Annotated in this window: 13 protein-coding genes; 8 read left to right on the top strand and 5 right to left on the bottom strand. The window is 39.4% G+C overall.

The window, feature by feature from the left end:
* The first annotated feature begins 324 nt into the window (after nt 1-324).
* From ACE1AT_RS00980 to rlmN, 5 genes are all read left to right on the top strand, one after another.
* Nucleotides 325-462: a ribbon-helix-helix protein, CopG family gene (locus ACE1AT_RS00980; protein ID WP_374865472.1), complete on the top strand. Its 138-nt coding sequence runs from the start codon at nt 325-327 to the stop codon at nt 460-462.
* A 256-nt stretch (nt 463-718) separates the two neighbouring features.
* Nucleotides 719-1,525: a precorrin-4 C(11)-methyltransferase gene (cobM, locus tag ACE1AT_RS00975; protein ID WP_374865471.1), complete on the top strand. Its 807-nt coding sequence runs from the start codon at nt 719-721 to the stop codon at nt 1,523-1,525.
* Between the two features lie 215 nt (nt 1,526-1,740).
* The gene (locus ACE1AT_RS00970; RefSeq protein ID WP_374865470.1) at nt 1,741-2,220 is read left to right on the top strand and encodes a flavin reductase family protein; all 480 of its coding nucleotides are present in this window, start codon (nt 1,741-1,743) and stop codon (nt 2,218-2,220) included.
* A gap of 64 nt (nt 2,221-2,284) precedes the next feature.
* The gene (locus ACE1AT_RS00965; protein WP_374865469.1) at nt 2,285-2,638 is read left to right on the top strand and encodes a phenylpyruvate tautomerase MIF-related protein; all 354 of its coding nucleotides are present in this window, start codon (nt 2,285-2,287) and stop codon (nt 2,636-2,638) included.
* 263 nt (nt 2,639-2,901) lie between these two features.
* Nucleotides 2,902-4,035, top strand: coding sequence for a 23S rRNA (adenine(2503)-C(2))-methyltransferase RlmN (gene rlmN, locus ACE1AT_RS00960; RefSeq protein WP_374865468.1), 1,134 nt, complete (start codon nt 2,902-2,904; stop codon nt 4,033-4,035).
* Nucleotides 4,036-4,342: 307 nt separating this feature from the next.
* On the opposite strand, the gene ACE1AT_RS00955 is transcribed toward rlmN, so the two are convergent.
* Together ACE1AT_RS00955 and uvrC are read right to left on the bottom strand one after the other, a co-directional pair.
* A complete protein-coding gene (locus ACE1AT_RS00955) occupies nt 4,343-4,522 on the bottom strand; it encodes a replication restart DNA helicase PriA (protein ID WP_374865473.1) in 180 nt (59 codons plus the stop codon).
* A 794-nt stretch (nt 4,523-5,316) separates the two neighbouring features.
* Nucleotides 5,317-7,230, bottom strand: coding sequence for an excinuclease ABC subunit UvrC (uvrC, locus tag ACE1AT_RS00950; RefSeq protein ID WP_374865467.1), 1,914 nt, complete (start codon nt 7,228-7,230; stop codon nt 5,317-5,319).
* Nucleotides 7,231-7,982: 752 nt separating this feature from the next.
* Here uvrC and ACE1AT_RS00945 point away from each other — a divergent pair.
* Complete coding sequence (locus tag ACE1AT_RS00945) at nt 7,983-8,162, top strand: hypothetical protein (RefSeq protein ID WP_374865466.1); 180 nt, start codon at nt 7,983-7,985, stop codon at nt 8,160-8,162.
* 23 nt (nt 8,163-8,185) lie between these two features.
* Here ACE1AT_RS00945 and ACE1AT_RS00940 read toward each other — a convergent pair whose 3' ends face one another.
* Together ACE1AT_RS00940 and ACE1AT_RS00935 are read right to left on the bottom strand one after the other, a co-directional pair.
* Entirely contained in the window at nt 8,186-8,611 is a 426-nt protein-coding gene (locus ACE1AT_RS00940; protein ID WP_374865465.1) for a response regulator, read from the bottom strand.
* 632 nt (nt 8,612-9,243) lie between these two features.
* Nucleotides 9,244-9,444: a hypothetical protein gene (locus ACE1AT_RS00935; protein ID WP_374865464.1), complete on the bottom strand. Its 201-nt coding sequence runs from the start codon at nt 9,442-9,444 to the stop codon at nt 9,244-9,246.
* A gap of 103 nt (nt 9,445-9,547) precedes the next feature.
* Here ACE1AT_RS00935 and ACE1AT_RS00930 point away from each other — a divergent pair, with 103 nt between their 5' ends.
* Complete coding sequence (locus ACE1AT_RS00930; protein WP_374865463.1) at nt 9,548-9,967, top strand: pentapeptide repeat-containing protein; 420 nt, start codon at nt 9,548-9,550, stop codon at nt 9,965-9,967.
* A gap of 59 nt (nt 9,968-10,026) precedes the next feature.
* On the opposite strand, the gene ACE1AT_RS00925 is transcribed toward ACE1AT_RS00930, so the two are convergent.
* Nucleotides 10,027-10,155: a hypothetical protein gene (locus ACE1AT_RS00925; protein ID WP_374865462.1), complete on the bottom strand. Its 129-nt coding sequence runs from the start codon at nt 10,153-10,155 to the stop codon at nt 10,027-10,029.
* Between the two features lie 294 nt (nt 10,156-10,449).
* Here ACE1AT_RS00925 and ilvD point away from each other — a divergent pair, with 294 nt between their 5' ends.
* On the top strand, nt 10,450-12,135 hold the full coding sequence (ilvD, locus tag ACE1AT_RS00920; RefSeq protein ID WP_374865461.1) for a dihydroxy-acid dehydratase: 1,686 nt from the start codon (nt 10,450-10,452) through the stop codon (nt 12,133-12,135).
* The last annotated feature ends 185 nt before the right edge of the window (nt 12,136-12,320 follow it).

Here is a 12,320-nt window from a genome sequence, read left to right as displayed (position 1 = left end):
TTGAACTCTCCACGCTTTGAAAAACGTGGATTCCGAACTGTTGTTGCTACGCCGATTAGAAATCGGACTACGCAACGTTATTCTGCCCCAAAGGGGCTTTGACTGGTTCAATCAGTCCTACCCGCCTCGACCAATTTCTCGGCTGTGCGGCTACTTGTGTGTTCGTTCCAACCATGAAGATTTTACGTGTTGATGGCTCTAAAAAGACTTCTCAACACAACCCCATGTCTTCAATTGTCGTGGTTCAGTATGGCATCACGTTTGTTTTTTGGAGTTTTTCATCCTTGTGTTACCATGACCCTATTATAACACCAATATGGAGTCATGCAGAAACTAACTGTTAGGTTTTCAGATAAAGAGCATCAAGACTTGACAAAGCTTTCTCAAAAAACAGAGCGTTCTCTTAATGATTTGGTTCGAGAAGCGGTAAGACAATACATTGAAAGAGAAACTGCGGGTTAAAATCCGATGATTCGCGTTTCATCCCCTCGATAAATCGTAGGGGTTCTCACGCTCCCGTATTGCTTCGATAGATTCACCGCGTCTCTTCCCGATCCTCAATGACTAATGACAAAGAATAAAAAATGCCCCAGAGTTTTCTCTAGGGCTTAACCAGGGTGCATCTACCATTCATATCTACTAGATAGGGAGAGTCGATCCGGAAAGATACTGAGAAAATCTCAAAAAAAATTTTTTTAATTATTTATCTGATTTTTTTATGCGTAATAACTCTGGATATTTTAGTAACCAAAACAACTTACTATTGTTAAACCCATGTGTGTATATTGTCGGAGCAGGGCCTGGAGATCCAGAACTTTTAACCATTAAAGCACAAAAAATCTTGATGGCTGCCGATGTAATTTTATTTGCTGATTCTTTGGTGCCTCAACAAATTTTGCAATTCTGTCGCCAAGATGCAGAGATTATTCCAACTGCGAACAAGACTTTAGAAGAGATTTTGCCACTGATGATAGAACGAGTGCGATCGCACCAGTCTGTTGTCCGTCTTCATTCTGGTGATCCCAGTCTCTATAGTGCGATTCAGGAACAAATGCAGCTTTTGGCTGAAGCAGAAATCCCTTTTGAAGTTGTACCCGGTATCAGTGCTTTTCAGGTTGCTGCTGCGAAATTGAAAGTAGAACTTACCGTTCCTGGTTTGGTGCAAACAATTATCCTGACACGCATTAGCGGACGCACAGAGGTTCCCACAAAAGAAGAATTAAGTTCTTTAGCTGCACATCAAGCTAGTCTGTGTCTTTACCTGAGTGCGCGTCATATCGAAGCAGCCCAAGCTAAATTATTAGAACATTACCCACCCGATACACCTGTGGCTATTTGCTATCGTCTGGGCTGGCCTGATGAAAAAATTTTGGTGGTTTCTCTTGACAAACTGGCTGATTATACTCATCAAGAAAATTTAACCCGTACCACACTCTATGTGATTACCCCTGCACTCAAACAAGGTATTGGGCGATCGCGTCTATATCATCCTGAACATACTCATCTATTCCGTCCCCAAGAATAATAAAACTTCTGGTGGAAACTTGAGGTAAAGGTGAAGGGGGAAGGATAAGGGGAATCGAAAAATCTGTTCCCCTTTACCCTAAAAGATGCACCCCAATTCACAGTAATTATACCTTTTACAAGAGGTTTATTCTCTTCACAAAAATATATCTGTACTCCAGTTCCTTCTGTTCGTTAGACTTAGCAGTGTAGAAAAAATATTAGGTAGATTAACTGATGCTTGACGAACAGGCAAAAAAAACCATGTTGTTGAAAATACCCCACGGACTCTATATCTGTGGTGTTAAAGATGGGGAAGAAATCAATGGTTTCACAGCTAGCTGGTTAATGCAGGCTTCATTTAAACCCCCATTGGTTGTAAATTGTGTCAACCAAAATTCTATTTCTCATCAGATGATTAAAAACAGTGGGGTATTTACGATTAGCTTCTTGGAAGAAGGACAAAAAGACATAGCACAAAAGTTCTTCAAACAGATGCGTCGTGTGGGCAATAAATTTGAGGATGTAGACTTTTATCTAGGCGAAACAGGTTGTCCGATTATTTCTGATTCTTTGGGATATATTGAGTGTCAAGTTGTTGATGCAGTGATGAAAGGTGATCACACTGTATTTGTGGGTGAAGTAATAGCTTCTGGTGTGCATCGTGAAGGTAAACAGCTAATACTGGAAACAACAGGTTGGCAGTATGGTGGTTAGTGGTTAGTGGTTAGTAGTTTTTAGAAAAATCATCAACAATCAACTAAAATTCAAAATTTGTGTTATGCCTTTGATCAAAGTTCAAACTTCTGTTTCTGCGCCTGAAAAAGCTGAAATTGAAGCAATGCTCAAAAATCTCTCTGCTAAATTAGCCAAGCACACTGGTAAACCAGAATCCTATGTGATGACAGCTTTTGAACCAGGAATTCCGATGACATTTGCTGGTAATACAGATCCAGTGTGTTATGTAGAAATTAAAAGCGTTGGCACAATGAAGCCTGATCAAACTCAGGTAATGAGTCAAGATTTTTGTCAGGAAATTAATCAAGCGTTAGGGATACCAAAAAATCGGATTTATATTGAGTTTAATGACGCCAAAGGCTATATGTGGGGTTGGAATAGTACAACGTTTGGTTGATTTTTTCTAGTTAACTAATTTGCGTAGAAAATTAGTTTTGAAAGTACTTTCAAGTTTGAAATAAATAAATTTATCACCAACCGGGTGTTGAAAATAACTTTTCCAGCACCCGGTTTTGATGTTTGCATGAGCAAGCAGATTTATCTGTAGAATAAATCCAAAATCGTTCGACTGAGCGCTCACGACGAAGTCTAAAATCTAAAATCTAAAATCGAATGACCTTGAGATAACATAGATATGCCAGCATGAAATTGTGATTAATTATGTCTGTTACGTCTGTTTTGTCTGAGGTTGATTCACCCAATCAAAAAATAACAATTCCTCCGTTGCTAGGTGCTTCTGTAACGGAGTTGACTGCTTGGGTGCAACAGCAGGGACAACCAGGTTATCGAGGTAAGCAGCTGCATGATTGGATTTATAACAAGAGAGTGCGATCGCTTGCTGATATCTCTGTTTTTCCTAAACAATGGCGTGCAGAAGTTGCAGAAATTCCCATTGGGCGTTCTACCATACATTACCGCTCAGTTGCCCCTGATGGTACTGTCAAGTATCTTTTAAAACTGTCAGATGGATTTATTATTGAAACTGTCGGTATTCCTACTTATCGAAGATGGGGAGACGCGGGGACGCTCCGACGCGGGGACGATGAGAAATTATCTAATCCAAAACCTTTAGAACGATTGACGGTTTGCGTTTCTACTCAAGTGGGTTGTCCGATGGCGTGTGATTTCTGCGCTACTGGTAAAGGTGGTTACAAGCGTAATTTGGCACGTCATGAAATTGTTGATCAAGTACTGACAGTCCAAGAAGATTTTCAGCAACGGGTGAGCCATATTGTATTTATGGGTATGGGCGAACCCTTACTCAATACAAATAATGTCTTGGGTGCGATCCAATCTCTAAATCAAGATGTGGGGATTGGACAGCGTAACATGACTGTTTCTACTGTAGGAATACGCGATCGCATCCGTCAGTTTGCTCAACATAAATTACAAGTTACCCTCGCAGTGAGTTTACATGCACCTAATCAAGCACTGCGAGAAAAACTCATTCCCAGCGCTCATCCCTACAAAATAGAAGATTTACTCACCGAATGTCGGGAATATGTCGAGATCACAGGGCGACGAGTATCTTTTGAGTATATTCTGCTGGCTGGTGTTAACGATTTGCCAGAACACGCCACTGAACTAGCAAAAAGACTGCGGGGATTCCAAAGCCATGTTAATTTAATTCCCTACAATCCCATTTCCGAAGTTGACTACAAACGCCCCAACCGTGATCAAATTCAAACTTTTGTCAAAGTCCTCAAACAGCATCACATCGCTGTCAGCGTACGCTACTCTCGTGGTTTAGAAGCAGATGCTGCTTGTGGACAGTTACGGGCGAATAAGCAGTAGAGTTGTTAGTGGTTAGTTGTTAGTGGTTAGGAATGTGGATTAAATAAAATACAAAATCTTGATTCGGTAAGCTGCGTTACGTTCCTAATGCACCCTACGAAAATTGTAGGTTATTAAATCCATGATCCTTAGTTGTTTGGTGAGCATACCACTAACCACTAAGCACTAACCACTATCTACTAACTCAATACTACTCGGTTAAGGATTTTTCGTCATAGGCGTGTAGAGACGTTACACTGCAACGTCTCTACAGGGTTTAAATGTCAATCTATTTGTCTTATCCGAGCAGTATTGTCTACTAACTTAATTATCGCCGTGCATAAATTCCAGGGGCATAAGCTTCGATTACTTTCGCTGTAAGTGTGCAACATACCATTAAGTAGTCACAGTTTTGGCATTGCGTCCGAGTTAATTGTCTATCCGAAATATAATATCTTTCACCTTCACTACCACAGTTTGGACAGTGAATTTTTTGTACTGTCTGCATTTGATAACCTCTGGCCATCATCATAATATTGGTTGTTTGTAAAAGCTGTGAATATATCAGTGTCACTAAATCTTTAGTTTTACATCTGTGAGAAAAATCATTTTTTTATTTTCTTGGGTAATATCAAGCTAATCTATAAAAGATTAATAGTCGATATATTTTTTATTATCTTAAGATTTATAGTTTTTCACCATCCTACTTTAGATATAAAATTTATTTTTTATTTGCCTGACTCTTATAGAAATAGTGATCCCTGAAAGGAATACTTTGATATTTATAGTTTTACAGTCCTTTTCATTATTGTCTGTCAGTGAAAACTTGGATGTTTTTCAAAAAAAATTAAACCTTTGATAAGTGACGTAGTCTCAGGCTGATTATTATTTATCAACTCTAGCCTTAAATGATAGTAGTCCTGATATTTCGGATATTTTATGTTTCCCTAGACTTTTCTACATGAGAAAAAAATAGCCTATAGATATAGATTCACCATGAAATGCTTTGACAAACAGTAGCGTGAGTAACAAATAGATAAAAAATTAACACTTTATTTGTTCCAGTAACAAAGTGTTAATTTTGAGGTGAGATCAATTTTTTGTTGCTAAGGGAGTTATGATTAAACTCTTGTGAGAAAATTTAAGGAAATATTTCGATTAATAGATGAACACCATTAGCAGCATTTGCTAGTCTAATGATTAGTAATGGGTAATGGGTAATGGGTAATGGATAATGGGTTTTCCCAGTTATCAATTACCCATAATTTCTTATTAATTCATGTGTTCACCAAAACAATGGGTCTAAGGATGAAAATAATCATAGATTTCTTGAGCCAAGCGTGGACCAATTCCAGAAACTTCAGCCAGTTGTGTAGGTGTAGCCTGCCGAATATAATCAACAGAACGAAAGTGTCCCAAAAGTTGCTTTTGGCGATGATGTCCTAAACCAGGAATTTCATCTAAACGCGATCGCTTCAATTGATCACTGCGTTGTTGGCGATGAAAACTCACAGCAAACCGATGCGCTTCATCTCGCAAGCGTCGCAATAGTTGAACTCCTGGCTGTTCTGCGTTGGTGGAAAGTGGTTCAGATTCTCCCGGTAGAAAGATTTCTTCTCGCTTTTTCGCCAGACTAACCACGCGCAAGTCTTCCAATAAATTCATTTCTTGTAAGACTGCTACAACCGACGATAGCTGACCTTTACCACCATCAATCATAACTAAATCCGGCCAGTCTGGATTCCCCAGGCGTTGTAATTGCGGATCTTCAGCATACTTGCGAAAGCGACGTCCAATCACTTCGGCTAAACTCGCAAAATCGTCTGAGTGTCCGATTGTAACTGTGGGATTTTTAATTTTGTAATGACGATAGTGTTGTTTCGCAGGTAAACCGTCAATAAATACAACTTGAGAAGCTACTGCATTGGAACCTTGGATATGAGAAATATCATAACCTTCGATGCGGTGGGGTAATTCGGGTAAGTCGAGGATTGCAGCTAAATCTTCCATCGCTTGTTGGTTGCGATCGCTCAATTTTTGCATTCTTTGCAATTCGTAATGAGCATTTCGCTCTACCATCTCAATTAATTCTGCCTTAGTTTGGCGTTGGGGAGCCACTATCGTCACTTTTCTACCTTTACGCTGTGTTAGCACATCTGCCAAAATATCGGGTTCTGGCAATTCGTGTTGCACTAAAATTTCTGTGGGAATTTCCACCACTTCGGCAGTTTGGTAGTGTTCTTCCAAGACGCGTTGTAAAATTACTCCCATTAACCCCCCCTCGTTCCCCCCCGTTTGCGGGGGGGATGAAAGGGGGGGTACTTCTGCGACAAACGCCAAACGTCCGACTAATTTCCCGGCCCGAATTTGGAATAATTGAATGCAAGCGTGTTGAACGTCGGCTGCTAGTGCGATCGCATCACGAGAAACTGTATCATCTGGTAAGGATACTTTTTGATCAGCAGTCAGAGACTTTAAGCCGTTAATTTGATCGCGAAATCGCGCCGCAGCTTCAAAATTTAACAATTCTGCTTGCTTGTGCATTTGTTCTGTGAGGATATCGATGAGTTCACTGCTTCTTCCTTGGAACACCATCGCCACTTTCTGCACAATTTTCCGGTATTCTTCAGGAGAAATCAGCGACTGACACACACCCGGACAGCGTCCTAAATCGAAATTCAAGCAAGCACGATCTTTAAATAGTGGTTGGGGACGTTGACGTAAAGGAAATATCCGTTTGCACAGACGCAAAATCTCCCGCAGTGTGTGAGAATCTGTATAAGGCCCATAATATTTATCTTTTTGGTTACTGAGTAGGCGTTTGCGGGTGATATAAATCCGTGGGTAGTCTTCTGACCAAGTAATACAAAGGTAGGGATACTTTTTATCGTCTTTGAGTAGTACGTTGAAGTATGGTAGGTGTTGCTTGATCAGATTTGCTTCTAGTGCCAAGGCTTCAGCTTCAGTATCAGTGACAATAAATTCAATTTCTGTCACTTGCCTTACCATTGTGGCAATACGTTCGCTCAGTTTCTGTGATTCCCGAAAATATGAACGAACACGCGATCGCAGCTTTCGTGATTTGCCTATATATATAATGCGATCGCTCCCGTCTCGCATCAAGTAAACTCCCGGTTCTGGCGGAATTTCGGCTAGACGATTTTCTAGGCGTTGCGGATCTTTGAGTAGCGGTAGTATTTGAGCAGATGTTGTCACAACCAGAGCTTGGTAACTTTACATTTTACCTATATTTATTTTAAGTAATCTCACTGTTTTTAGCTGTGCATCTTATGCTTTCTTCCTCATGGAATATTGGGCTTCGATTTCAGGGAGTGATTAAGTAAAAAGCATAGAACACATACAGTTAAAGAAAAAATATTCTTGACAGTATTTGATTTGATTAGCATTTTATTTTTCCTGACAAACAAATTTACCGAGCGTACTTCATGATTTTTTTTCAAACTTCGCTCTTTTATTTTATTTTATTTATGATTTTTTTATCAGGCTTGTATTTTATAATATTTTGATAAATTCCTGATTAAAAAAATCAGCTTTTCATGTTTTTTTGATTATGATTAGCTGATTAATAATTAAGCAAAACAACGGATTTTGAAACAGAAAAAATAGATTATTTTTAATATTAACCAGATATATTTTTTAGCTGAAAACGTGAGTATCTCAATTTTTTGAAAATGCAAAACGAAGTAGCTCTGGTTAATACTCTGTGTTTCTCCCTACGGAAAGGCGTTCGCGTAGCGTGTCGCTTTGCGACTCAGCGCTTAATGTGTCAATCTCTGCGTCCTGTGCGTTAAAAAATAAACTTAAACATTTGGGATACTCCCTTAAAACTGATGCATTGAGAAAAAATTACTATATGGTTAGAGAAGATTAAAGCGAATTACTAACATCACAAAACAAATAGATGTAGTAGCTTGATAACATCATATAACTTTATCTAAGGACAAAAAATGAATCTACAAGAATTTGAAGAGAAATATCATGACGCTATCGCTGAAACACTTAACGAATTGCAGACAGCAATGCTAATGTTGGCTCAAGTACAATTAAAGATTTCACAAATTGGAAATTATGTACAAAATATGAGTCATCAATTTGAAGAATTTATCAACGAACAAAAAACAGAATAAAAAACTATTTTCCCAAGAAAAATTTATAGATATTGACAAGCTAACTCTTCTTCGATTGCCATAACTAATTCCGTTAAATTGATTGGTTTGACGAAGTAGCGACGCGCTCCTAATTTCATAGCTTTTTCTTGATCTGCTTTAAAAGCAAATGCTGAAACTACAAATACAGGTATGTATTTTAAATCTGTTTTTCGCTGTTTTTCCTCTAATAGAGAATAACCATCAATATCTGGTAGTTTAAGGTCTAATAAAATTAAATCAGGTTTAAAGTCTTCTATTGTATCAAAAAAAGTAGATCCTTCTGGAAAACTTTGAACTTCATATCTACAGTAACTAAGATAGTCACTCAATAGCATTCTATTGATGTCATTGTCCTCTATAAGTAATATTCTTTTTTTCCCTCTATATGATGGAAACTGTTGTTTAACAGTAAGTAATTGAGATGTCATTTCTATCTAGTGATTGTAGGCGGAAAGCAGATAAAATTTCCCGTATTTACAAAGAGTTTTATATAGAAATATGATACGTACTTACAAAATATACTTATTTAAAATCAGTTACAAATACGAAGCAAGTTATATTTAGCTGCATGATTTATTAATTCTTACTAAAATATTAACTCAAAACATAAATTTAATTTTGAATTAAAAAAATTTAAGAAAAATTTTATCAATATGTTGTAATTTATATAGGATTTACGCAATAACTCTCGCAAGCTCTTATTTCTTAGTGTCCTTTGTGGTTAGTTTTTTCATGATTTTGCGTAAGTCCTATTATAGTTTTTTTTAAAACTCATCATGATGCTTATTCTAGATGCAAATGGTAATTAATCATCATCAGAGGAGTAAGCTATGAGAATAGTTAAGACTATCAACTTCTATTAAATAATATAACTATGTATTTTTACACTCTGCTACTAAGCAGATTCCACTAGCATACTCCATAAAATGACAAATGGCAGTAGAGACCAAATAAGATAAGGGTATGAGAGGCTAAAACGTTTTGTGAGTAGGGATAGAAACAAAAAAAAGGAGCTAACCACTCCTGTTGTCTGTCTGTAGTCTTAGAGCCACAGCTTTTACTATGATTGTGCTTTTTTTAGCTTGCTTCGTGTAATCAGCAACAGTGACACTACTAACAGTTGCTGTGTAGTTTCCTTCTTGAGCAGTGAAGCCAACGGTGAACTACCCCGCCGCATAGGCGGACGCAGAGTGGTTTCATACAACGAGAGAAAAGGATAAGCCAGATTTTCATCCTTAGAGATGAAATGACTAATGATCATATTTTGTTTTATATAAATATTAAGTAACACAAATAACTGATACATTTTGTGATACGAGCCACACTATATATTAAAGATGTAAAGGAGTTTTAAAGCGATCGCAATGCATATAGACGAACTTCTCAGACGTTATCAGTCGGGAGAAAGAAATTTCAAAGGTGCAAACCTCATTGGTGGTTACTTGTATGGTGTAAATCTGAGTGGAGCAAACCTACAAGGAGCATCTTTGAGTGAAGTTGATTTGAGCGAAGCAAACCTCACAGGAGTAAACCTCAGAGAAGCATCTCTAGTGAGAGCCAACCTCACAGGAGCCAACCTCACAGAAGCCAATCTCAATGGAGCAAACCTGTTTGAAGCCAAGCTAACAGGAGCTACACTGCACGGAGCACATCTGAAAATGGCAGACTTGATAGATGCAGACTTTACTGCTGCCAATCTAGAAAAAGCTAATTTGTATGGTGCATATTTAACTGGAACTTTGTTGCAGGGTGCTATTATGCCAGATGGCACAATTTATCAGTGAGTCATCTTCTAACAGGATTTTAGATTTTGGAATGGTTCCAGGAATCTGGGGGCATGGAATTAATTATCTAATGTTTCTGATATTTTGAAAGAATTACCACCACCACAAATGTGCCAAAAGTTAAGTTGATGGCGTGAAGGAATCGTGTGAGAAGTATCCACCAAGGCGATGCGATCGACCTTAATCACATATCCAATTCAAGTCAATTCGTTAAGCACTATAGTTCCTGCCCTGGCTCTCATCCCCACACTCCACTTTGTTCCCTATGGGGTCTTCCCGCCTGGATGATAAAATAGTGCAGGTGTCTCAGTTCCATAGTTTTAATATTCTAAAAGTTTCAATTATCAACAAATATATATTGGACATCTGAAAAATATCTGCGTACGATACTCCCATAAGAGATGGGTAAAGGGAAAGGAAAATTTTTTACCTTTCCCAATTTCTGCTATCTAATAATTCAGGAGTCCGAAGGAAATATCAAAATGTCAGAAAATTTGAGAAGCAAAGTTGTCACCCAAGGAGTACAGCGATCGCCTAACCGTGCTATGCTGCGGGCTGTGGGTTTTCAAGATCAGGATTTCACGAAAGCCATTGTTGGCATTGCGAATGGATATAGTACCATTACCCCTTGCAATATGGGGATCAACAAACTGGCGCAAAGGGCAGAAATTGGTATTAAGAATGCCGGAGCAATGCCACAAATGTTTGGCACAATTACCATTAGCGATGGTATTTCCATGGGAACCGAGGGGATGAAATACTCCTTGGTATCGCGAGAAGTAATTGCTGATTCAATAGAAACTGCCTGTAATGGGCAAACAATGGATGGAGTGCTGGCGATTGGCGGTTGTGATAAAAATATGCCCGGAGCAATGATCGCGATCGCTCGCATGAACATTCCTGCAATTTTCGTTTATGGCGGTACAATTAAGCCTGGACACTACAACGGACGCGACTTAACCGTCGTCAGTTCTTTTGAAGCGGTAGGCGAATACAGCGCTGGGAAAATAAGCGAAGATGAGCTTTTAGCAGTTGAACGCAGTGCTTGTCCTGGTGCTGGTTCCTGCGGGGGAATGTATACAGCTAACACCATGTCCTCTGCCTTTGAAGCAATGGGGATGAGTTTGCCGTACTCTTCCACAATGGCGGCTGAAGACGAAGAAAAAGCCGACAGTACGGAAAAATCAGCATTTGTCCTAGTAGAAGCGATTCGTAAGCAAATTTTACCCCGTCAGATCATCACTCGTAAATCGATTGAGAATGCGATTTCTGTGATTATGGCAGTAGGTGGTTCTACAAATGCCGTGCTGCATTTTTTGGCGATCGCTCGTGCTGCTGGCGTTGAACTTTGTCTTGATGATTTTGAAACGATCCGCGCTCGTGTTCCGGTTTTGTGTGATTTGAAACCCAGCGGTAGATATGTAGCTACGGATTTACACAAATCTGGTGGTATTCCCCAGGTCATGAAAATGTTACTTGTGCATGATTTGCTACACGGTGATTGCTTAACAATCACTGGTCAAACCATTGCAGAAGTCTTAGCAGAAGTGCCAAACGAACCCTCACCAAACCAAGATGTGATTCGTCCTTGGGATAAACCCATGTATACTCAAGGACACTTGGCTGTTCTGAAAGGTAATTTAGCCACAGAAGGAGCAGTAGCAAAAATTACTGGGGTAAAAGTTCCGAAAATTACTGGATCAGCACGAGTTTTTGAATCTGAAGAGTCTTGCTTAGATGCAATTCTTACCAAAAAAATCAATGCTGGTGATGTGATTGTGATTCGCTACGAAGGCCCCAAAGGCGGTCCCGGAATGCGGGAAATGCTTGCTCCCACCTCAGCAATTATCGGGGCTGGTTTAGGGGATTCCGTCGGATTAATCACCGATGGTAGATTCTCCGGTGGTACTTACGGGATGGTCGTTGGACACGTTGCACCAGAAGCAGCTGTAGGTGGTGCGATCGCACTGGTAGAAGAAGGCGATACCATTACTATTGATGCTCATGCCCGTTCATTACAACTGCACCTATCTGATGAAGAATTAGCTCGTCGTCGTGAAAATTGGCAACCTCGTCCACCCCGTTATACTCAGGGTGTACTTGCCAAGTATGCCAAGTTGGTATCTTCTAGCAGTTTTGGCGCGGTGACAGATTTGGATTTGTTTTAGAATGAATTAGAGATAAACACGGATGTACATAGATGAGCATCTGTGTTTATTTTCCTTGAACTCTCCACGCTTTGAAAAACGTGGATTCCGAACTGTTGTTGCTACGCCGATTAGAAATCGGACTACGCAACGTTATTCTGCCCCAAAGGGGCTTTGACTGGTTCAATCAGTCCTACCCGCCTCGA

The sequence above is a fragment of the Pelatocladus sp. BLCC-F211 genome (genome assembly GCF_041928655.1).
In the GTDB taxonomy this organism is placed as follows: Bacteria; Cyanobacteriota; Cyanobacteriia; order Cyanobacteriales; family Nostocaceae; genus Pelatocladus.
Note: the sequence above shows the minus strand (reverse complement) of the source record. Positions and strands in the feature narration are given on the sequence as shown.